At 55.3% G+C, this 21728-nt stretch carries 22 protein-coding genes; 5 read left to right on the forward strand and 17 right to left on the reverse strand.

The annotated features are described in order from the left end of the window. Nucleotides 1-8: 8 nt before the first annotated feature. The 3 genes from ACFWUB_RS02215 to ACFWUB_RS02225 all read left to right on the forward strand — a co-directional run bounded on the left by ACFWUB_RS02215 (nucleotide 9) and on the right by ACFWUB_RS02225 (nucleotide 3052). Nucleotides 9-818, forward strand: a complete 810-nt coding sequence (locus ACFWUB_RS02215) for an energy-coupling factor transporter transmembrane component T (protein ID WP_416184144.1) — start codon at nucleotides 9-11, stop codon at nucleotides 816-818. After that, the gene (locus ACFWUB_RS02220; protein ID WP_074787229.1) at nucleotides 815-1465 is read left to right on the forward strand and encodes an energy-coupling factor ABC transporter ATP-binding protein; all 651 of its coding nucleotides are present in this window, start codon (nucleotides 815-817) and stop codon (nucleotides 1463-1465) included. Before ACFWUB_RS02215 ends, ACFWUB_RS02220 begins: the two co-directional genes overlap by 4 nt. Nucleotides 1466-1990: 525 nt before the next feature. Beyond that, the gene (locus ACFWUB_RS02225) at nucleotides 1991-3052 is read left to right on the forward strand and encodes an RNA-guided endonuclease TnpB family protein (protein WP_416184145.1); all 1062 of its coding nucleotides are present in this window, start codon (nucleotides 1991-1993) and stop codon (nucleotides 3050-3052) included. Nucleotides 3053-3300: 248 nt separating this feature from the next. Here ACFWUB_RS02225 and ACFWUB_RS02230 read toward each other — a convergent pair whose 3' ends face one another. Genes ACFWUB_RS02230 through ACFWUB_RS02245 form a run of 4 tightly spaced genes read right to left on the reverse strand, consistent with a single transcriptional unit; the run spans nucleotide 3301 to nucleotide 5595 of the window. Further along, on the reverse strand, nucleotides 3301-4518 hold the full coding sequence (locus tag ACFWUB_RS02230) for a tetratricopeptide repeat protein (RefSeq protein WP_416184146.1): 1218 nt from the start codon (nucleotides 4516-4518) through the stop codon (nucleotides 3301-3303). Further along, nucleotides 4508-4909, reverse strand: a complete 402-nt coding sequence (locus tag ACFWUB_RS02235) for a CGGC domain-containing protein (RefSeq protein ID WP_027894833.1) — start codon at nucleotides 4907-4909, stop codon at nucleotides 4508-4510. Before ACFWUB_RS02235 ends, ACFWUB_RS02230 begins: the two co-directional genes overlap by 11 nt. A gap of 13 nt (nucleotides 4910-4922) precedes the next feature. Then, nucleotides 4923-5066 carry a hypothetical protein gene (locus ACFWUB_RS02240; protein ID WP_416184147.1) on the reverse strand — a complete coding sequence of 48 codons (144 nt, stop codon included), beginning with the start codon at nucleotides 5064-5066 and terminating at the stop codon, nucleotides 4923-4925. 55 nt (nucleotides 5067-5121) lie between these two features. Further along, complete coding sequence (locus ACFWUB_RS02245) at nucleotides 5122-5595, reverse strand: CpXC domain-containing protein (protein WP_416184148.1); 474 nt, start codon at nucleotides 5593-5595, stop codon at nucleotides 5122-5124. A 329-nt stretch (nucleotides 5596-5924) separates the two neighbouring features. Here ACFWUB_RS02245 and ACFWUB_RS02250 point away from each other — a divergent pair, with 329 nt between their 5' ends. Continuing rightward, on the forward strand, nucleotides 5925-6476 hold the full coding sequence (locus tag ACFWUB_RS02250; protein WP_416184149.1) for a DMT family transporter: 552 nt from the start codon (nucleotides 5925-5927) through the stop codon (nucleotides 6474-6476). Here ACFWUB_RS02250 and ACFWUB_RS02255 read toward each other — a convergent pair. Further along, nucleotides 6450-6941, reverse strand: a complete 492-nt coding sequence (locus tag ACFWUB_RS02255; protein ID WP_416184150.1) for a hypothetical protein — start codon at nucleotides 6939-6941, stop codon at nucleotides 6450-6452. The two genes, ACFWUB_RS02250 and ACFWUB_RS02255, sit on opposite strands and share 27 nt — an antisense overlap. Before the next feature lie 36 nt (nucleotides 6942-6977). Between ACFWUB_RS02255 and ACFWUB_RS02260 the strand changes: the two genes are divergently transcribed. Then, on the forward strand, nucleotides 6978-7913 hold the full coding sequence (locus ACFWUB_RS02260) for an AEC family transporter (RefSeq protein WP_416184151.1): 936 nt from the start codon (nucleotides 6978-6980) through the stop codon (nucleotides 7911-7913). A gap of 170 nt (nucleotides 7914-8083) precedes the next feature. Here ACFWUB_RS02260 and ACFWUB_RS02265 read toward each other — a convergent pair whose 3' ends face one another. The 12 genes from ACFWUB_RS02265 to infB form a co-directional block, all read right to left on the reverse strand. Further along, complete coding sequence (locus ACFWUB_RS02265) at nucleotides 8084-9025, reverse strand: ornithine carbamoyltransferase (protein WP_296820138.1); 942 nt, start codon at nucleotides 9023-9025, stop codon at nucleotides 8084-8086. Nucleotides 9026-9217: 192 nt separating this feature from the next. After that, entirely contained in the window at nucleotides 9218-9415 is a 198-nt protein-coding gene (locus ACFWUB_RS02270) for a cold shock domain-containing protein (protein WP_020311871.1), read from the reverse strand. A gap of 76 nt (nucleotides 9416-9491) precedes the next feature. Then, complete coding sequence (locus ACFWUB_RS02275; RefSeq protein ID WP_020311872.1) at nucleotides 9492-9989, reverse strand: dihydrofolate reductase; 498 nt, start codon at nucleotides 9987-9989, stop codon at nucleotides 9492-9494. Further along, a complete protein-coding gene (locus ACFWUB_RS02280) occupies nucleotides 9989-10780 on the reverse strand; it encodes a thymidylate synthase (RefSeq protein WP_292108408.1) in 792 nt (263 codons plus the stop codon). The genes ACFWUB_RS02275 and ACFWUB_RS02280 overlap by 1 nt, the downstream gene beginning before the upstream one ends. A gap of 16 nt (nucleotides 10781-10796) precedes the next feature. Beyond that, nucleotides 10797-12617 carry a DNA helicase RecQ gene (gene recQ, locus ACFWUB_RS02285; protein ID WP_292108417.1) on the reverse strand — a complete coding sequence of 607 codons (1821 nt, stop codon included), beginning with the start codon at nucleotides 12615-12617 and terminating at the stop codon, nucleotides 10797-10799. A 78-nt stretch (nucleotides 12618-12695) separates the two neighbouring features. Next, nucleotides 12696-13883 carry a PLP-dependent aminotransferase family protein gene (locus ACFWUB_RS02290; protein WP_036204774.1) on the reverse strand — a complete coding sequence of 396 codons (1188 nt, stop codon included), beginning with the start codon at nucleotides 13881-13883 and terminating at the stop codon, nucleotides 12696-12698. Nucleotides 13884-14152: 269 nt separating this feature from the next. Beyond that, entirely contained in the window at nucleotides 14153-15343 is a 1191-nt protein-coding gene (locus ACFWUB_RS02295) for a PLP-dependent aminotransferase family protein (RefSeq protein ID WP_416184152.1), read from the reverse strand. An 834-nt stretch (nucleotides 15344-16177) separates the two neighbouring features. Next, nucleotides 16178-17104, reverse strand: a complete 927-nt coding sequence (locus tag ACFWUB_RS02300) for a bifunctional riboflavin kinase/FAD synthetase (RefSeq protein WP_302511926.1) — start codon at nucleotides 17102-17104, stop codon at nucleotides 16178-16180. Between the two features lie 11 nt (nucleotides 17105-17115). After that, the gene (gene truB / locus ACFWUB_RS02305) at nucleotides 17116-17997 is read right to left on the reverse strand and encodes a tRNA pseudouridine(55) synthase TruB (protein WP_292106282.1); all 882 of its coding nucleotides are present in this window, start codon (nucleotides 17995-17997) and stop codon (nucleotides 17116-17118) included. Beyond that, complete coding sequence (locus ACFWUB_RS02310; RefSeq protein ID WP_292106280.1) at nucleotides 17994-18938, reverse strand: DHH family phosphoesterase; 945 nt, start codon at nucleotides 18936-18938, stop codon at nucleotides 17994-17996. Before ACFWUB_RS02310 ends, truB begins: the two co-directional genes overlap by 4 nt. 5 nt (nucleotides 18939-18943) lie before the next feature. Beyond that, the gene (gene rbfA, locus ACFWUB_RS02315) at nucleotides 18944-19291 is read right to left on the reverse strand and encodes a 30S ribosome-binding factor RbfA (protein WP_072982909.1); all 348 of its coding nucleotides are present in this window, start codon (nucleotides 19289-19291) and stop codon (nucleotides 18944-18946) included. Between the two features lie 15 nt (nucleotides 19292-19306). Further along, nucleotides 19307-21724, reverse strand: a complete 2418-nt coding sequence (gene infB, locus ACFWUB_RS02320) for a translation initiation factor IF-2 (RefSeq protein WP_416184153.1) — start codon at nucleotides 21722-21724, stop codon at nucleotides 19307-19309. Nucleotides 21725-21728 lie beyond the last annotated feature (4 nt).

The following is a 21728-nucleotide window of genomic DNA, read 5'->3' on the forward strand; positions in this document are numbered from 1 at the left end:
GATTGCCCATGAAGCTCCCTGAATGGGCGGCCCGCGAGGAAATATATAATCCCGGCAGCGACCGGGATTATTTCATTTCCCGCTCCCTGCTCCGCCTCGTATCCATCCTGACGGCCCTGCGCAGCCAGGGCCTGCGGCCAACCCGTCCCATCGGCGCGGCGCCGGCCTTATTGGCAACCCTGGTCATGGTCCTCTTCGTCGTCCTGGCCCGGACGACGGCCTTCCTCTGGGCCGTTCTGGCAGGCGAACTGGTCCTCCTCTGCTTCCATCGCGGCCGGCAGCTGCGCCAAGTCCTCGGCGCCGCCCTGGCAGCCGCTCTGTTCTGCGCCGTCCTCGTCGCCCCGTCTTTTTTCCTGGGCAATGGCCGCTACGCCTTTCTCCTGCCCTGCAAGACTTTCCTCACCGTGACGGCCCTGATGCTCCTGCAGGAAAACCTGGCCTGGCATGAACTGACCGGCGCCCTGCGGACGTTCCGCGTCCCGTCGCTGGTCATCTTCATCCTCGACACGACGCTGCGCTACATCGTCATCTTAGGCCAGGAAGCGTCCGACCTGCTGACGGCCCTCAAGCTGCGCTCTGTCGGTCATAATCCCGACAAGAAGGCCGCCATGAGCGGCGTCTCCGGCATTTTGCTACAAAAGTCCCAGCGCCTGTCCCAAGACCTGTACGAAGCCATGTGCTGCCGCTGCTTCACTGGCGATTACCGGCCCTATGAGTACGGCCGGAAGCGCCGTTTCTCTCCCGCCACGGGGCTGCTCGTCCTGGCCCTGCTGGCCTATGTCTATCTCTTCATCCGCCTGGAAGGAGTCCTCTCATGATACAACTCGACGACGTCTGTTTCGCCTATGACGACAGGCCCATCCTCTCTCATCTCACGGAAACCATCGAACCGGGCCAGGCCGTCCTCCTCAGCGGTCCCAACGGCTCGGGGAAATCGACGCTCCTGCGCCTGCTGAACGGCCTGATTTTCCCCCAGCAGGGGACGTATACCTTTGACGGCACGGTCATCACGGCCGGCAAGATGCGGGACCACGCCTATTCCAAATGGTTCCACCAGCGCCTGGGCTACGTCTGGCAGAATCCCGATTCCCAGCTCTTCTGCAGCAGCGTCCGCGAGGAACTGGCCTTCGGCCCGATCCAGATGGGATTGAAGCCTGAAGAAATCCACCAGCGCGTCGACGATGCCCTGGAACTGCTGGGCCTGACCCGGCTGGCCTCCCGCCCGCCTTACACCCTGTCCGGCGGCGAAAAGAAACGGACGGCCATCGCCTCCATACTGACCATGAACCCCCAGGTCTGGACCATGGACGAACCGGAAAGCTACCTCGACGCCGACGGCCTGGCTTGGCTTTCAGATTTCCTGCCCAGCCTGAAAGCAGCCGGCAAGACCCTCATCATCGCCACACACCACGCCGACCGCCTGGCCTCCCTTGTGGATAAAGAAATAATTGTAGGGGACGCCTAAAAGGCGTCCCGCAGTTCGCGTTCAAATGCAACCTCTCAGTCAGCTGCGCTGACAGCTCTCCTATTAGGGGAGCCCGTGTCACGCATTATTTAAGATTTTTAACAATTATTCAAAATATTTTATTGATTTTTGGCTTATAAAGTTATATAATATAAGTACAAGCAGAACAGCAAGACAGAAGATGCAACGCAGCACTTATTTCGCCGTTGCATCTTTTGTTGTTTTCAGACTCAAAAAAGGGGGGCAGTGTTTATGTTAATCTACGGACTGGAACAAGCCCTGATGGTGACCCATGGCTATGAAGTGGAATTTAACCTGATTCTGCAAGAAGTCTCCCGCCTCTTTAGGCGGTGAGATGAATTGCAGGTTTTTCTGAGGGCTCGATGCCATCAGAAAAACAATAGCTTCACAAGTTGATTTGCAGTATAATCAGTAGTAAGAGTGAAAGTATATAGAAAGTCAAGGCAGGTGATGATAGTGAATAAGGCATACCGATACAGAATCTATCCGACAACGGCACAGAAAATGATGTTTGCCAAGACCTTTGGGTGTGTCCGATTCATCTACAACAAGATGCTGAGTGACCGCATTGACTATTATAAGGAAACCGGCCAAAAGCTGAATAACACGCCTGCGCAGTACAAGGAAGACTTCCCTTGGCTAAAGGAAGTCGATAGTTTAGCCCTTGCCAATGCCCAACTGAATCTGAACAAGGCATACAGCCACTTTTGGAATGACAGCCAGCATTTCGGCAAGCCGCGCTTCAAGTCAAAGAAAAATAGTCGCGCTTCGTATTCCACGAACAACCAGAAGGGTTCTGTCCGAATCGAGGGCCATAAGGTGAAACTGCCAAAAGTCGGCTGGGTGAAATTATGCCAGCATCGCCCCTTGCCAGAGAACAGTATCATAAAGACCGTTACCATCAGCCAGACGCCATCAGGAAAGTACTATATCAGTATGCTGGTGGAGTATGAAAACCAAATACTCCCTGTCATACCGAAGACCTTCCTGGGCCTGGATTTTGCGATGCACGGTTTGTATGTGGCTTCCGATGAGGCGGATGCTAAGTATCCCAGTTTCCTGCGAACGGCAGAGAAAAGATTGGCTAAGGCACAGCGAAAGCTATCCAACAAGCAAAAAGGAAGTCACAACAGAGAAAAACAAAGGCTGCGCGTAGCTATTCTCCATGAGAAAGTGGCCAATCAACGCCGGGATTTCCTGCACAAGAAGGCCCGCTACCTTGCAGACCGCTATGATGCCATTGGCATTGAGGATATCAGCGTCAAAGCGATGGCAAAGCGGAAAAAGGGTGGTAAGTTCAGCTTTGGCAAATCCGTAGCGGACAATGGCTGGAATCTGTTCACGAACATGCTGGAATATAAGTTGGCTTGGCAAGGCAAACAGCTTATCAAGATAGACAAGTGGTATCCGAGCAGCCAGCTGTGTCACGTATGTGGCTACCGAACTAGTGAAACTAAAGATTTGGCTGTACGGGAATGGAATTGTCCCAAATGTGGCAGTCATCATGACAGGGATAAAAACGCAGCCATAAATATCCGAGAAGAAGCCAGGCGAATATCAGCCTGACGTAATCCATAAAATACCGTGGGTCGCACGGGAATCTACGCCTGTGGAGAGAGTGTAAGACGCCGCAACTCTTTGGAGTCAGTGGCGCTGTTCTCGTTGAAGCAGGAAGCTCCCGCCTCTATAGGCGGGAGTACGTTCACTCAGAAAAAAGAAACGGCCCACCTAGTACAGACGACCGATGGACCGATAAAGACGGAAAAAAGTCACTTGGAATACTTGATGGATAAATTGATAAAATTCAAATACAGCTATCGCAGATAGGTCTGGAACTGCTGGCGATTGGCCTGGATGCGGGGATTGGCGGAGTTGATCTGGCCGGCCCGTTCCAGCCAGGATCCGGCTTTGTCTGCGTTCCCCTTACGGAGGTAGAGGACGGCCATGGCGTTGGCCGCATCTGCCGACTGGGGCGAAAAGCGCAGGATTTCCTGGAAGGACTGCCGGGCCTTATCGTCCTGCTTCAATTCCATGGCCACGAGGCCGCGGTTATACCAGGCCTGCAAATATTCGGGACGGCAGGCGACGGCCTGGTCGTAACTAGCGAGGGAAGCTTCGAGCTCCCCTCTTTTTTGTTGCGTCAAAGCCAGGTCATACCAGGCAGCAGGCGACGTCTTGTCCAAAGCCAGGGCACGGCGGAAGTCCCGTTCGGCCAGCCAGTAATCGTGGCGGTCGAAGAAGAGGATACCCCGGTAGAGATAGGCCTGGGCGTCGTCGGGATGGGCGAAGACCTTCTGGAAACCCGTGACCAGGTTATCGTGGGTTCCGTCCGGTGTCTGGGCTTCGGTCCACATCCAGAGGATTTCCTGGCCATAATGCTTGCCCGGCACGGCCCAGCGGCCGTTGAGGCCCGTCCAGGAATCGACCTTACCGTAGAGTTCGGGATGCTTTTCAGCCAAGAGTTCGTAGCGGGGATCGATGATGGCCGTCTTAGGCCGCTCCGTACTGGCATAGGCCAGGAGGTGCTGGATATGGGCCCGCACGCCGAGCTGGGGCGTAGCGAAGCGGGCGCCGGCCACCCGGTTCCCCGTCGCACCGAGGCCGCAGAAATTGTTCTGGTCCGGCGATACGTCGCCGCCATAGGCAAAGTAGCCCGTTTCCTTCAGGGCCTGGCAAAGGGCCACGTCGGGCCGGATGCCTTCGCGGCCGGCTTCGTCATAATAGGCCTGGACGACCTCTTCCAGCGGCGCATTCAGCTTAGGATGAGGATTGCGCTGGCGGATGAAATGGACCATCTGGCGGGCCGGGATCGTCGCCGGACCCATAATCGTATCGGCACCGGCCGGGACGTCGAGCATGGGCCGGCCGTAGGCCTCAGCCAGCTGCCAATCGGCCTGTTTCATAGCTTTCTTATCGACGACGGCATTTCCTGCAGCAGCCACGCCGGGCAGTGTCAGGAAGACCGGTCCCCCGCCAAGAAGGCTGACCATCAGGACGGCTGCGACGAGGCTCCTCCCCTTTTTATAAGGCATGATAAGTCCCTTGCTTCCGTTTTTCTTCGGTCATGCGGGAAATATAAGTCCCGTGGACCAGGGGATAGCCTTTGCGTTCGATGATCTGGGCCATATAATTGCGGAAAGGACAGGGCGGCCGATGGTAGCTGTCGGACACGATGCACGACGCAAAATGGATGGTCACATTTTCCTTGGCATCGCCGTATTTCTTCAACTTCTTGGCCAGGTTCTCCAGCTTGGCCGACAGCCCGGCTCCGCAGCAGCCGCCGCAGGTCATCATGAGGAAGCGCGTATCCGGCGGATAATCGGCAAAGGTGTCCTTTCGGTTGACAAAGGTATTCATGCAGGCATAGCCGCTGCAGCGCTTGGTGACGATGTCGCACTGGATGACGACGACGAGTTTCGACATAAAGGTCCCTCCTTTAATTATATAAGTATTTATTCAAGAACCGCTGCGTCCAGTCCGCGTCGATGCGGGCCAGGACGGCGTCTTCTGCCGGCAGGTCGTCGGCAAAGTGCTGCTGGAACTGCCCGTAGAGCTGGGTCAGGCCATTATTAAAGTCCACATAGGCCTGCTGGCCACTTTTTTCATCGACCAGGGACAGGCGCAGGGACCCGTCTTTAGCCGTGACGAAATGGCTTTCCGTGACGGTGAAGTCCTTTTCCTTTTCCCCCGACCTGGGCCAGGGCCGCGGCCTTGGTCAGTTCCATCAGGCGGTCGTCGAGGCCGGCTTCAAAGATGGCGATTTTTTCCAGCAAATCGGCTTTCGTCCGAACCAGGCGCATGACATACCCCGCCGTGTCCACCATAGCCTTAAACTGGGCCTGGCCGTCGGCCATATCGCAGTCGGCGTTTTCCTGGTCCTTGTCGGTCGGCGCGTAGAAGACCATGAAATGGTGGTCCATGTCGTGATATAAAAAGCCGTAATCGACGTGGACGTCCGTCCCGCAGTGCGGGCAGTGATAGCAGAAAGCCTCCTGCGACTTGACGCGGTCCTTCATATCCGGATCCAATTTCGTATTGATACTGTCCCATACGGTAAAGATACCGGCCTTCTGGCATTTCGGACAGGTAATGCCTACTTCATGATGCATACTCATGGCAGTGCCCCTTTCGTTTTTTTCCTATTATACCATAGATTTCGTGGTTCGTGGTTCGTGGCTAGTGGCTCGTGGCTCGTGGTTCGTGGCTAGTGGCTCGCAAAGGCTCTCCTGATAGGAGAGCTGTCAGCGCAGCTGACTGAGAGGTTTCCCCAATCATGGCAGAAGCCTTCATGCAACAGCCCTTGTCGGCTGACATCTCTCTGCAAATATGATATATTAGAATCATCGATTCAAAGGAGGGATGCTCATGAAAAACGCGTACATCAAATTCATCCTGGCTGCTGTCATTTTCGGCACGCTACTGCGGGCCCATCCTGATCATGATCCTGTCGTACTTCGTCTTCCATGAACCCTTCACGGTCCCCAAGGTAAGTGCCATGGTCATCGTCACCATCGGCATCCTCTGTATCAACGGCGCCGACGTCCAGGCTCACGGCCTGTCGTGGGGCCTGGTCTGCGGTTTCCTGAGCGCCGTCTGCTTCGCCCTGCTGGTCATTGCCATGAAAAAGGTCAGCGGCATCGGCGGTATCCTGTCCCCGGCCTGCCAGCTCCTGGTAGCATCGCTCGTCGTCGCCGCCGTCACCTTGTCCATGCCGACGGCGCCGGTCAGCCTGGATACGACCCACATTGCCTGCATGGTCTGCCTGGGCATCGTCAACACCGGCCTCGGCTACTACCTCTATTTTTCCGGCGTCCAGCGCCTGTCGGCCCAGAGCGTCTCTATCTGCGGCTACATGGAACCCTTTACGGCCCTGGCCCTGTCGGCCATCCTCCTCGGCGAAAGCCTGACCCTCCTGCAATGGATCGGCGCTGCCTGTATCCTCGGCGGCGTCGCCCTCAGCGAATTATGGCATCCCGGCAAAAAGGGATAAAAACTTTTTCAGCTTGTCTGTCATGCCGTCCTGACGATAAGCCAGGACGGCATGTTCTGTAAAGTCGTCGCCCAGGGGGATGACGCTCAGGCCGGGATAGGCATCGCTTTCGGGCATGGGCAGGACGGCAAAGCCCTGGGACAGGCTGACCGTCAGCAACTGTTCCGACAGAGTCTTGCACAGGTGGACCGACAGGAACTCCTGATGGAAGGCGTGGCGGCAGTGCTGGCGTATCTTGGCGGCATAGGCCGGGCTGTTGGACTTGGTCACAAAGTGGCTGTGAGCGATGATGTCGCCTACCGTACCGTAGCGTTCGAGGAGGGGCTTGGAACAGATGAAGGACTGGCGGATGGCAAACAGGCGCTGGCAGGTGAAACGGCCCATCAGGGATTGGGCATCGGAAAAGAGGAAGCCATCCAGGGCCCCGTTCCCCAGGCTTTCTCCCAAGGCCTCTATGACAAGCATGATAAAATAAGGGCGTTTTAGAAAGGAGTCCGGCTAATGAGCTATTTTTCCATTGTCTTATCGCAAATCATCGGTTTCGTCATCTATCTCCTCATCGGCATGGTTGCCGTGCGCATGCGCGTCCTGGGCAGCCGCTCCCTGGGCGTCTTCTCGCGGTTCATCACCAAGATTTCCCTGCCCCTGCTCTTATTCTCCAACACCCTCAACGGGGCGACGCGCCAGCAGTTCATCAGCGCTCTGCCGGTCCTGGCCGTGACGGTCCTGATGTACTTCTTATTATACCTGCTCTGTCTGTTTTTGGCACGCCTCTTCGGCCTGAAAGGCAATGAAAATCACGTCTACCGGGCCTGTGCCATGTTCGGCAACATCGGCTTCATGGGCATCGCCATCGTCGCCGCCGTCTTCCCGGAACAAGGCATGCTCTACATCGCCCTGTTCACGGTCATCGACCAGCTCCTGCTCTGGACGCTGGGTGTCAACCTGACGGCACCGGTAGACCGGGAAAATGCCATGTCCGTCATCAGCCGCCTGCGGAAAATGGTCAACCCGGCGACCATCGCCATCGTCCTGGCCATCGTCGGCATCTTTACGGGCATCGAGCTCCCGGCTCCGGTCAATACGGCCCTGACCAAAGCCGGCGCCCTGACGACGCCTCTGGCCATGATTTACATGGGTGGCCTGTTCTGCTACATCGACATCCCCCGCTATATCCGCAAGAAAGAGTTCTACGGCGCCGTCGCCATCAAGATGTGCCTCTTCCCGCCCCTCTTCTACATGCTCTGCCAGACCCTGGGGGTCATCCACGACGTGACGGTCACCATGAGCCTCCTGTCGGCCCTGCCCAGCATGGCCGCCGTGGTCATGCTGGCCCAGAACCAGCACTCAGCCGGTAACTACGCCGCCGGCATGATCCTGGTCACGACCCTCTGCTCCATCGTCACCCTGCCCCTGGTCTGCCTGGGATTGGGATGAAAAAAGGGATTGTCGCACATGCGACAATCCCTTTTAAGTTATTAGTGGCTAGCAGTTAGTTGTTAGTAGATGGTTTTAAATTTAAAGGTTTTCGCTGAAAACTACAAACTCCGTACTACAAACTATAGAGCGAAAGAATCCCTGCATGATGGCAGAAGCCTTCACGCAACTCAGGCATCCAATTTTCCCGTGATGAGGTAGACTAACAGGCCTTTTTCGGCGTGGCGTCTGTTTTCGGCTTCGTCGAGGATGGTTTCCAGGTGTTTTTCCATAACGTCCTGCGTGATTTCATAGCCCGGATGAATCGGCATGTCGTGGAAGACCATGGTATCCGTCCCTTCCATGAGGGCGGCGTCGATCTGATAAGGCATCATCATGTTGATGATTTGGTTCTTCTTTTCGGCATAGTCCGGATTGGTGAAGAATTCCATGTCGACCCAGGTGTCGGTATAGACGCAGTCCACGTCGGCGACGACTTTCTTCAGGTCTTCTTTGGAAATGTCTGTCGGCAGTTCCTTATAATGGCCCGTAGCCGTCAGTTTGTCGTAGAAATCGGCCGGCACATTGGTAATCTGACTGAACGGCGTCAGGCCGTACATCATGCCGCCCATCTTGGTGACGATTTCGCTGAGCGAGTTATACGTATTGTTCTTGGCGCCGATGTAGAGGACCTTGGCTTCAAAATGGCCGGTCTTTTCGTAGAGCGTCAGCATGTCAGCCAGGGCCTGCGTCGGGTGGAACGTATTGTCACAGCCGTTGATGACCGGGACCGTGGCGTTCTTCATGAAGCCTTCCGTCGTTTCGTCTTTCTTGAACCGGCCCATGATGCAGTCGACGTTGCGGCAGACGTATTTGACTTCACTCATGAGGTCGCCGATAGTGAAATTGCTGTCCTTCCACAGCTGGTTGTAGGCTTTGCCGCCTAATTCTTCCATGCCGATGGAAAAGGAAAGGTACGTCCGGTTCGACGTCTTTTCAAAGAGCGTGTACAATTTCTTGCCATCCAGGATATGGCCGTAATCATCTTGATGCTGCTTGATCTTTTCGGCCAGCAATAAAATGCCTTTCAATTCATCGGTTGTATAATCTGCGAAGCTGTTTGCATGTTTCATGTATATCCATCCTCCAATAGTTAAGACCAGAACTTGTTCGATGGATATATCATAGCACAGCCGTATGAATATTGCAAGTATTTATGCAAACTTTTTCGTGTTTTTATACATATACAAGGTGCAAAAAAAGGGCCGCGCAGGCTGGCCGAAGCCTTCCTGTGAGCCCCTTAAAAGGTCTATTTTACTTTCCGATTAGCATTTAACTATGTTAGCTGCCTGCGGTCCGCGCGCACCTTCAACGATGTCGAATTCAACTTCCTGACCTTCGGTCAAGGATTTGAAGCCATCTTCCTGGATAGCGGAGAAGTGAACGAAAACGTCGCCGCCATCTTCTCTTTCGATGAAGCCATAACCTTTTTCTGCGCTAAACCATTTTACTTTACCGTGCATAACAAAATCCTCCTAAAAAAACAAATCCAGCTATCTTGTAGCTCTTACGTTAGTATAACATAACGGATTAACAATGTCAATCGAAACGGCGGACATAGTGGACGAAAGAAAAAGAATATTTTTCCCGTCCGTCTGGACGGTGCAATTCCCGGTTTTGTTCCTCCCACTCGTCCTTTTTCCAGGCCGGGAAGAAAGTGTCGGCGCCGTCGAAGGCTTCGTCGATTTCCGTCAGGTACAGGCTGTCGGCCAGGGGCAGAAAGGCTTCGTACATGGAAGCGCCGCCGATGACGAAATAGTCCTCCCCGGCTTCCATGGCCTGCTGCATGGCTTCGACACTGTGGAAGATAGTGACGGCGTCATGGCTGACGCTGTAATCCTTTTGATGGGTCAGGACCCAGTGCGGCCGGCCGGGCAGTACGCCGGGCAGGCTTTCGAAAGTCTTGCGCCCCATGAGCATCGTATGGCCCATGGTGAGGGATTTAAAACGTTTTAAGTCGGCCGAAATATGGCACAAGAGGTCGTTGTCCTTGCCAATACCGCCGTTCCGGTCGACGGCTGCAATGAGATGGATCATCAGACGGCCACCTCCATGGGCAGTTTACCCAAGTGCCGGTAATTGTCCAGGGCGATGTCGTCGATGGTGAAATCATAGAAGTCGTGGACATCGGGATTGAGGACCAGCTTCGGTGCCGGAAAGGCCTGGTCACGGCGGGCCAGCTGGGTCTTCATGGCCTGGACGTGGTTCTCATAGACGTGGGCGTTGTTGATGACGTGCGTGAACAGGCCCGGACGCAGGCCGGCGGACTGGGCGATGAGATGGATGAGGACGGCATACTGGGTCATGTTGAAGGGGACGCCCAGGCCCATGTCGCCGCTGCGCTGGATGAGCATGCAGTTCAGGCGGCCGTCAGTGACATCCCACAAGGTCTGGTAGGCACAGGGCTGAAGGGCCATGTCCGGCAGGTCTTCGATGTTCCACAGGGATACGATCATGCGCCGGTTCTGAGGATCCGTCTTCAGCGTTTCCAGGAGCTTGTCGACCTGTTTGTACTTGCGGATCTGATAGCCATAGGCCTTGCCAATGGTGCCGTCGGGCCGCATCCATTCGTCCCAGACGTGGCAGTTCATCTTCTGCAGTTCCCGCACGTCGTTGCTCTGGAGCTGCCAGATCCAGAGGATTTCTTTGACAGCTGTCTTGAAGGCGACGAACTTCGTCGTCAAGATGGGGAATTCTTTTTCCAAATCGAACTGCATGATCTGGTGGGGCAGTTTATAGGTCCGCACGCCCGTGCGGTTGTTGTCGAAATAGCCGTGGTCGAGGATATTTTCGACGATATTCAGATACTGTGTATCGGCAATGCTCATGTATGTCACCTCAAAATCAATGGTTATCAATATAAGACTGGATGGCGCTGACGAACTGGCGGCCATATTTATGGAGCTTGAAGCTGCCTACGCCCTTGATGTCGCTCATGGCTTCCAGACTGTCCGGCTTGAGAGCGGCCATATCCCACAACGTGGCATCGGAAAAGATGACGAACGGCGGAATATGCTCGTCCTTGGCCAGTTCCAGGCGGACTGCCCGCAGGGTATCGAACAGGGGCCGCAAGGCGTCTTCGTCGATGGCCCCGGCGCGGCGCTTCTGCTGGCGCTTGGGCAGTTCCGGCACGGGTTCAGCTGAAACGACTTTCTGCTGGACGATGCGCTGATGGCCGCTGAGGGCCTGCCGTCCGTCGGCCGTCAGGGAGACGACGGGATATTTCCCATCGGACTGGTCGAGATAGCCGTCGTCGATGCACTGGCGGACCATGTCGCGGACTTCGGACAAAGTGAAATCGCCGAGCATGCCGAAGGCCGAATTATGTTCAAAGCCATAGCGGCGGACCTTGGCGTTCTGGCTTCCCTTGAGGATGTCGCAGACCATGGTCATGCCGAAGCGCCCTTTCAATTCGTCGACGCAGAGGCAGATGCTGCGGACCTGTTCGGTCATGTCTTCTTCGACCGTTTCCTGGTCGCAGTTGCCGCATTTCTCGCAGTGCTGCCACGATGGATGTTCGCCGAAATAGGTCAGGATATAATGGCGCAGGCAGTGATTGCCTTCGCAGTAACGGACCATGGCGTTGAGCAGGCGGAATTCGACGGCCTGCTGCTGCGGATCGTGGACGGACTGTTCGATGAGGAACTTCTGGATCATGATGTCCTGGCGGCTGAAGAGGAGGATACATTCCCCCGGCGCACCATCGCGGCCGGCCCGGCCCGCTTCCTGGTAGTAGCTTTCAATGTTCTTGGGCATCTGGTAATGGATGACGTAGCGGACGTTGCTCTTGTCGATGCCCATGCCGAAAGCGTTGGTAGCGACGATGACCTGGAGCCGGTCATACGTAAAGGCGTCCTGCATGGTCCGGCGCATGTCGTCGTTGAGGCCGGCATGATAGCGGCCGGCCCGGATGCCCCGCCGCGTCAGCTCTTCATAGACGCGGTCCACTTCCTTGCGCGTCGCCGCATAGATGATGCCGCTGTCTTCCCTATGCTGCTGGACGTAGGACAAGGCGAAGTCGAGCTTGCGGTTCATCCGGACGACGCGGAAATACAGATTCGGCCGGTCGAAGCCGCCGATGAAGATGCGTTCCTTTTCCAGGCCCAGGAGGTTCATCATGTCCTCTTTGACCTTTTCCGTCGCCGTCGCCGTGAAGGCCCCGACGACAGGCCGCTCGGGCAGGGCCGCGATCCAGTCCTTGATGGCGCAGTAGCTGGGCCGGAAATCATGGCCCCACTGGGATACGCAGTGTGCTTCGTCGATGATGAACATGGAAATGGGCAAACTCTGCATGAAGGACGTAAAGAATTCGTTTTCCAGGCGTTCCGGCGAAATATAGACCAGTTTGACCCGGCCGGCGCGGATGGCGGCGAAGCGGGCCTTGGCCTCTTCAAAAGTACACTGGCTGTTGATATACGTCGCCGGTATCTCCTGGTTGACCAGGCTGTCGACCTGGTCCTTCATGAGGGAAATGAGCGGCGAAATGACCAACGTCACGCCGGGCATCATCAGGGCCGGCAGCTGGAAGCAGATCGACTTGCCTGCACCGGTCGGCATGATGGCCAGGCAGTCCCTGCCGTCGAGAAGGGTCTGGATGACCTCATGCTGGCCGGGCCGGAACGACGTATAGCCAAAATATTGTTTTAAAAGCGATTCAAGTTCCATCATAAAAAAACCTTTCTTTTTACGATAAAAGGAGCTGTCTCTCGATGACAGCTCCCTTATATCATATCATTTTTAGGCTTATTTTGCTACTTCTTCTTTGAGGACCTCGCCCAGGCGCTTGACGCCTTCGATGATGCGGTCTTCCGGCATGCAGGAGTAATTCATGCGGAAATGGTTGGCATTGCCGCCGTTCGGGTAGAACGGGCCGCCCGGCACGTAGGCAACGTTCTTAGCCAGTGCCTTCGGCATGAGCGCTTTGGCATCCATGCCTTCCGGAAGCGTTACCCACGTGAAGAGACCGCCCTGAGGGTATGTAAAGGTGAGGCCGGCAGGGAAATATTGTTTCATGCAGTCGTACATCAGTGTACGGCGTTTGCCGTAGACATCACAGAGTTTGGCAATATGTTTGTCGATATCGAACATATCGAGGAAGAACGAAACCTGGCGCTGCGTAAAGGACGAGACCTGCAGGTCCGATGCCTGTTTGTACTTGACGGCCTTGTCGATAATGGCCGGATCGGCGACCATCCAGGCCACGCGCAGACCGGGCATCATGATCTTCGAGAAGGAGCCGAGGAAGACGACCTGGCCTTTCTTGTCCAGGGATTTGAGGGACGGCAGCTTTTCGATGTCGTAGCGGAGTTCGCCGTACGGGTCGTCTTCGATGACGGGGAAATCGTATTTTTCGAGGACTTCCATGAAAGCTTTGCGCCGTTCGAGGGGCCAGGTGATGCCCGTCGGGTTCTGGAATTCCGGGATGACATAAGCCAGTTTGATCTTATCGCCGTATTTTTGACAAATCTTTTCGAATTCTTCCGGGATGACGCCCTTTTCGTCCGTCGGCATTTCCACGAACTGCGGGCTGCAGAGCTTAAAGGCGTTGATGGCGCCGAGGTAGGTCGGGCTTTCGACGAGGATGATGTCGCCGGGATTGACGAAGAGATACGGCAGGTACGAAAGGCCCTGCTGGGAACCGGAGGTGATGAAGACTTCGTCTTCCGTACAGTCGACGAAGAAGGATTTCTTCATCCGTTCACAGATGTGCTTGCGCAGGGGCAGATAGCCTTCGGTCGTACCGTACTGGACGGCGGCGCGCCCTTCCTTATCGATGACGGCATTCGTCGCCTGCCGCAGTTCTTCCATCGGGAAGAGTTCCGGTGCCGGCAGGCCGCCGGCGAAGGAAATAATTTCGGGCTTCGTCGTCAGTTTCAAGAGTTCACGGATCTCAGAGGCTTTCAAATTCATAGCTACGTCAGAAAATTGCATATCAATCACTCCTTCAAGTTATATGAATCACGCGTTTATCTATGTCTACATAGTATCATCAAAATTACTTTTATGCAATTAAACGTTTGCGTTATCATTATGTTACATTTCGTACAAGCTTATAAATCAAATGTAAATAACGAGAATGACTGATAATGATAAATATCCAACTTAAAAAAAATTAAAGAATGACTGTAAAAATTTTTTAAAAAAATTTGCAAAAGAAAAGACGCCCTCACGAGAGAGCGCCTTGTTTCCTTAAAATTTAATTATTTACCGATTTTTTCTTTCAAAACTTCAGCCAAACGTTTAATGCCTTCGACGATGCGGTCTTCCGGCATGTTGGAATAGTTCAGGCGGAAGTGGTTGGCATGGCCGCCGTTCGGGTAGAAAGCACCGCCCGGTACGTAAGCGACTTTCTTTTCGATGACTTCCGGCATCATTGCCTTGGCATCGAGGCCTTCCGGCAAGGTAACCCACGTGAACAGGCCGCCTTCCGGATAGGTGAAGGAAACGCCTTCAGGGAAGTATTTCTTCATGGAATCGTACATGAGGGTACGACGTTTGCCATAGAGGGCGCGGATCTGTTTGACATGGGCGTCGAGGTCGTACATGTCGATGTAGTACGAAGCCTGGCGCTGTGCGAAGGACGACGTCTGTAAGTCGACGGTCTGTTTGAGCATGACAGCCTTTTCCAGGATATCATGAGCGGCGACCATCCAGCCGATACGCAGGCCCGGCATAAAGATTTTGGAGAAGGAGCCGAGGAAGATGACGTTGCCCTGAGTATCCATGGATTTCAAAGTCGGCATCGATTCGCCTTCATAACGGAGTTCGCCATACGGGTCGTCTTCAATGATGGGGATGTCGTGTTTGTTCATGATGTCCATGATGGCTTTGCGGCGTTCCAGGGGCCAGGTGATACCCGTCGGGTTCTGAAATTCCGGGATGACGTACATCAGGCGGACGCGGTCCCCGTATTTTTCGATAGCTGCTTCCAAGGCTTCGGGAACCATGCCCTTGTCGTCCGTTTCGACTTCGACGAAATTCGGGAAGTTGACAGCGAAAGCCGTCGTAGCGCCCATGTAGGTCGGGCTTTCGACGAGGACAATGTCGCCTTCGTTGAGGAAGAGCTGGCCCAAGAGGGACAGGCCCTGCTGGGAACCGGCGGTGATGATGATATCTTCATAAGTGCAGTCCGTATGGAAAGAGGTTTTCATGCGTTTGGCAATCTGTTTACGCAAGGGCACATAACCTTCCGTCGTGCTGTACTGCACGGCCTGACGACCTTCTTTTTTCAAGATTTCCACGTCGACCTTCATCATTTCGTCAATCGGGAAAAGTTCCGGTGCAGGAAGGCCACCGGCGAAGGAAATAATTTCCGGATTTTCTGTTACTTTCAAAATTTCACGGATATCCGATGCGTGTAAACTCTTTGCTTCTTCAGAAAACTTTACCATAAAACTTCACTCCAATCTATTCTCTTTCTTTTATGGCTTTAGCTACGGCAGGCAAATGTGCGTCGTAACGATACTTATTATACCACGATATGGGCTATTAATCTACAAATTTTACGGAAAATGCCAAAAATTTCAAACTAATTAAATCAATAGTCAGCCCTGCCTTTCTTTTAATGTTAGGGCCTGACGGTCGGAGAAAAGCCGTTCGTCGTAGGTCGTTCATCGTTCATCGAGTTTAGGGCCTGACGGCCCGCCGGCCGCCTCCGTAGGGGACGCCCAAAGCCTTTCTGGTCCGTAAGGCGCCGACCAACGGAAGGCGCAAGACGGTTGCCAGAACGGACAGCCGTAGCGGGCGTCCCGCGTGAATCCTGTGTACATCCCCAATGACATACGCGGCAATAAACTCAGAATAACGACATCGCCTCGAGTGACCCTCGGCTCGCGAAAAAATAGTGGCTCGTTGTTCGTGGTTCGTGGCTCGTAAAAGCCTGACATTATACTCGGATAGGTTGTGGTCGCATCTCGCAACGGGCCGCACAAGGCTCTCTTTATAGGGGAGCTGGCCGCCAAAGGCGGTCTGAGAGGTTAAAGGTCGACCCCTACGCACAGGGCCGCTGGCCGTGTATTTATTTTGCAACCTGTATTCTCTTTCATCAAATAATTAGACCGCAAAAAAATAAGCCGTCACAGGAAGCAAAAATCACTTCCTGTGACGGCTTATTTTTACGGTTGTGGATAATTTCCTGGCAAGCTGGCTAGAAAATCGCACATATCCTGACGGGCTCGCCACGTGCGAGCCCCTACAGTATACGACCACAAACTCCGTACTACAAATTATCTTTGAAAGAACTGGCGCACTGCGGCTTCGTCTTTTTTCATCTGGGCGACGAGGTCGTCGGCAGTGGCGAAGGTTTTTTCGCCGCGGAGGCGCTTGCGGAAGCGCAGGCTCACTTCTTTGCCGTAGAGGTCAGCGTCCCAGTCGAGGACGTGAGTCTCGATGCGGCGGTACTGGTTCTCGAAGGTCGGGTTGTCGCCGATGTTGGTCATGGCCGGATGGCCCTTGCCGTCCCACCACAGTTCGGTGATGTAGACGCCGTCTGGTGGGATGGCCATGTTGATGGGGATGAGCATGTTGGCCGTAGCGAAACCGATGGTCCTCCCCCGCCGGTCGCCGGGCACGATGGTGCCGGTCAGGGCAAAGGGACGGCCCAGGAGATTCTCGGCCGTTTCCATGTGGCCCATCTGGATGAGACGGCGGATGACGGTGCTGCTGATCGGTGTCGTCCGGCCCGGCCGTTCGAGGAGGGTCAGGGCGACAACGGGGATGCCGTACTGGCTCATGAAGAATTTCATGGTCTCCGTATTGCCTGCCGCCTTGGCACCATAGGTAAAGTTCGAGCCGACGACGATGGCCGACGGATGGATGTAGGTCAGGAGGTTCTGGCAGAACTCTTCCGGCGATTCCTGCAAGAGGGTCTGGCTCATGGGCAGGAGGACCAGGCCGTCGATGCCGACGGCTTCGATATATTCCGCTTTCTGGCCGATTGTGGCCAGGCGCAGCGGTTCTTTTTCCGGACACAACACGGACAGCGGATGGGCCGTAAAGGTGACGACCATGGTTTTCACACCGCCGGCAGCGGCCCGTTTGATGGCCGTCTTCATGACCATCTGGTGGCCCCGGTGGACGCCGTCAAAGGTCCCAAGGGCCACGACGGCTCCGGTAAAGCCGGTTATTTCCTGAAAGGAGTGGAATATTTCCATCGTTAGTTACCTCACAATCCCTCTGCGAACATCTTATGAGGCCGCAGGATATGGTGTTCCCCGTCGTAGTGGGCAATGCCCATGAGCCGCTGGTCCGGTCCGTACACGCGGATGACGTCGCCATCGGCCAGGTACGGCCCGGCGAAGGGCACGGGACGGCCCTGGAGCAGGAAGGCACACTGTTTGGCGGAGCAATTCGCCTTTTTAAGGTCCTGGATAGCCATATCGGCCGGCCGGACATAGGCCATGGGATCCCGTTCCAGCTCTTCCAGCGTCGCCGCGTCGTCGATGGTGAACAGCCCGGCCCGGGTGCGGACCAGATAGGTCATGCAGGCGCAGGTCCCCAGGACCTGACCCAGGTCGCGGATGAGGGAACGCACGTAGGTCCCTTTGGAACAGGTCACGGCAAAGGTGCCGCGCCGGCCGTCAAAGGACAGCAGGCGCAGGTCGTGGATGGTCACGTGGCGCACGGGCAGGGTGAAATCGACGTCCTGCCGGGCCAGTTTATAGGCCTTGACGCCGTTGACGTTGATGGCGGAATATTTGGACGGTGCCTGTTCGATGTCGCCCACAAAGGACGCCAGGGCGCGGCGCACGTCGTCAGCCGACAGATCCGGTACGGCCGCCGTTTCGACGACGGTCCCCGTACTGTCTTCCGTATCCGTCGCCAACCCTAAGGCGAATTCGGCATGGTATGATTTGACGTCGCTGTCACCGTATTCGATGAGGCGCGTCGCCTGACCGGCATAGACCGGCAGGACACCGGCCGCCAAAGGGTCCAGGGTGCCGGCGTGGCCCATCTTCTTCATGCCATAGATACGGCGCAGGCAGCCGATGACGTCGTGACTGGACATGCCCGTCGGTTTCAGTACATTGATGATTCCGTGTATCATAGGCGCTTTTCGATTTCCTTTACGATGAGTTTCTTCGCTTCATCCAAAGGCTTATCCAAGGTGCAGCCGGCTGCGCGGACGTGGCCGCCGCCACCGAAGACAGCGGCTACGGCGTTGACGTCCATGCCCTTCGAGCGCAGGCTGACCCGCGTTTCCTTATCGCTGACGTATTTGACCGTAAAAGCCACTTCCGACCCTTTGACGTTGCGGGCGTAATCCATGTACATCCCCGTGTGTTCGCCAGTGATCTTGAGGACTTCCGGCGTGTAGGACAGGCAGGAAATGCGGCCGTCATCAAAGAGCTCCAGGTGTTCCAGCACCTTGGACAGGGCCTTCAGTTTTTCCAGGGACCGGGCGTCGAGGTGTTCCGAAATGAAATCGGGCCGGGCGCCGTGGTCGACGAGGAGGGCTGCCATGCGCAGCGTATGGCCTGTCGTGTTGTTGAACTTGAAGAAGCCGCAGTCCGTGGCGATAGCCGTATAGAGGGCATCGGCCATGGCCGTGTTCCAGTCCCGCTGCCAGAGGTCGAAGAGATAGGTCAGGATTTCGCCTGTCGCCGCGCAGTCGGGCCGGACGTATTCCCACTGGGCGAAATGCTCGTTGGAAATATGGTGGTCGATGTTGAGGACCTTGCCGCGGACCAGCTTTTCAGCCTGGCCGATGCGGCCGAGGCCCGTCGCATCGAGGACGACGGTCAGCCAGGAATCATCCGTTTCGACCTGCTCCGGCTTGTTGATGTACTGCAGGCCGTCGAGGAAGTCATAGCGGTCGTCGATATCGTCGTCGATGACCATGACGGCCTTCTTCCCCTGCAGCTGCAGCCAGTGCCACAAGGCCAGGAGGCTGCCGATGGCGTCGCCATCGGGACTGACATGGGCTGTCAGCAGGATCTTATCGTAATGGCGCAGTAAGGTATAGATTTCCTGAGCCGAACAATTCATGGGTATCAGTCCTTCTTTTCAATGTCGCGAAGAATCTTATCGATCTTCATCCCGTAATCGAGGGATGTATCTTCTTTAAACACAATGGTCGGCGAATAGCGGATACCCAGGCGCTTGCCGACTTCCGTGCGGATATAGCCGGTCGCGCTCTTCAGGGCTTTCAGCGTTTCCTGCTTGGCTTCGTCGCTGCCGAAGAGGCTGACGTAGACTGTCGCATCGCGCAGGTCGCCGGTGATGCGGGCATCGGTGACGGTGACGAAACCGATGCGCGGATCTTTCAGTTCATTCAGGAGCATCTTCGATACTTCCTGTTTGATAAATTCCTGTATCTTGCGTACTCGTAATTCTCCCATAGTACGTACCTCCCTTTATTCGGGTTCGACTTCGACCATTTCGTAGGCTTCGATTTCGTCGCCTTCCTTGATGTCGCGGTATTTTTCCAGGGTAATGCCGCATTCGTAGCCGGCTGCGACTTCCTTGACATCATCTTTAAAACGGCGCAGGCCGTCGATTTCACCTTCGTGGACGACGATGCCGTTGCGGATGAGGCGGATCTTGGACGTGCTGGTGATCTTGCCTTCCTTGACATAGGAACCGCCGACGATGACTTTCGGCGTCGTAATGACTTTACGGACTTCGGCACGGCCGATGATCTTTTCTTCGTATTTCTTTTCCAGCATCCCTTTGATAGCCGCTTCGACGTCGTTGATGGCGTCGTAAATGACGCGGTACATGCGCATGTCGACTTTTTCATGTTCTGCCATCTTGCGGGCTGCCGCATCGGGGCGGACGTTGAAGCCGATGATCAGGGCGTTCGATGCCGAAGCCAGCATGATATCCGATTCGTTAATGGCGCCGACGCCGGCATGGACGATGGAGATGCGGACTTCGTCGCTCTTGATGCCCATGAGGGACTGGCTCAGGGCTTCGACGGAACCCTGGACGTCGCCTTTGATGATGAGGGGCAGTTCCTTCAATTCGCCCTGCTGGATCTGGTTGAACAGGTCATCCAGGGTGACTTTGGCATTGACGTGGAGTTCGGACGAACGTTTCTTTTCCAAGCGTTTTTCAGCAACGGAACGGGCCGTCTTTTCGTCGGTGACGTTAAGGATATCGCCGGCTTCCGGTACGTCGTTGAGGCCGAGGATTTCGACCGGAATGGACGGTTCCGCTTTCTTGACGCGTTCGCCCCGTTCGTTGTTCATGGCGCGGACCTTGCCGAAGCAGGTGCCGACGATGATCGTATCGCCGACGCGGAGGGTCCCTTTCTGGATGAGGACGGAAGCGACCGGGCCGCGTCCTTTATCCAGCTTGGCTTCGATGACGACACCCTGAGCCGGACGGTTCGGGTTGGCCTTGAGGTCCTGTACTTCTGCCAGGACGAGGATATTTTCCAAGAGGTCGTCGAGGCCGATTTTCTTATGTGCCGAAACGGGGACCATGATGGTGTCGCCGCCCCAGTCTTCACTGACCAGGCCGTATTCCGTCAGCTGCTGCATGACGTGTTCCGGATTGGCGCTTTCCTTATCGATCTTGTTGATAGCGACGATGATGGGGACGCCAGCCGATTTGGCATGGTTGATGGATTCGACAGTCTGCGGCATGACACCGTCGTCAGCTGCGACGACGAGGACGGCGATATCCGTAACCTGGGCGCCGCGGGCACGCATGGCCGTGAAAGCTTCGTGGCCCGGCGTATCCATGAAGGTGATTTTCTTGCCCTGGTAGCGGACCTGATAAGCCCCGATGTGCTGGGTAATGCCGCCGGCTTCGTGGCTGGTGACATTGGTCTGACGGATGGCGTCGAGGAGGCTCGTCTTGCCGTGGTCGACGTGGCCCATGATGGTGACGACAGGCGGACGGGTCTTGAGGGTTTCCGGCGGGTCGATGACTTCTTCGATTTCCGTCGGGTCTTCCGGCGGTGCTTCCTTGGTGACGGTGACGCCGAATTCATCGGCAATGAGGGAGGCCGTATCGAAATCCAGTTCCTGGTTGATCGTCGCCATGATGCCGCCCATGAGGAGCTTCTTCATGACTTCGCCGACATCGCGGCCCAGGCGTTCGGCAAAGTCCTTGACGATGATTGTTTCCGGCAGTTCGATAGCCGTCGGATAATTCTTCTTCTTCTTCGGAGCTTCCTGCGCTACCGGTGCCTGATGCTTCTGGTTGCGCTTGTTCTTGTTGTGCTTGCCTTTGTTCAGGACATTGGACAACAGCGTATGGGGACGGTTGCCGCCGTTATTCTTGTTGTTATTGCGGTTATTCTGGCCGCCGCGCTTGTTCTTGTTGCCACTGCGGTTGTCATTGCCGCCCTGAGAATGACCAAAATACTTGGTGCGCTTGTTGTCGCCCTGCTGACCCTGGCTGCTCTGGCCGCCGTTGCTGCCGCCTTTATGGTTCTGCGGACGATTGCCCTGGTTCTGGCCCTGGGTGCTCTTAGCAGCTCGGTTCGGCTGGTTCTGCCCATTGCCCTGGTTCTGGCGTTTCTTGTCATGATTCTGGTTATTCTGTTTCGGCGTATTGCCCTGTTTTTTATTTTTGTTCTGTCGGCTCGTTTCGTTCACTTTTCGGCTAGTTCCTTCCCCTGTCTGTTTATTTTCCTGTTTATGTCCACGCTGTGCTTCCCCTTTGGCACCCTTCTTGAAGGATGCATCGAGGATGGACTTCATATTGGCGTCAATACCGGTGAAATTACCGGCTTTGATGTGATGATCTGCCAGCGTCTTGATTACTGTCTTTGCGGGAACGCCGTATTCTTTTGCGGCTTCGTATACTCGTTTCGTCATCTAG

The sequence above is a fragment of the Megasphaera sp. genome (assembly GCF_047831605.1).
GTDB classification, from domain to species: Bacteria; Bacillota; Negativicutes; order Veillonellales; family Megasphaeraceae; genus Megasphaera; species Megasphaera intestinihominis.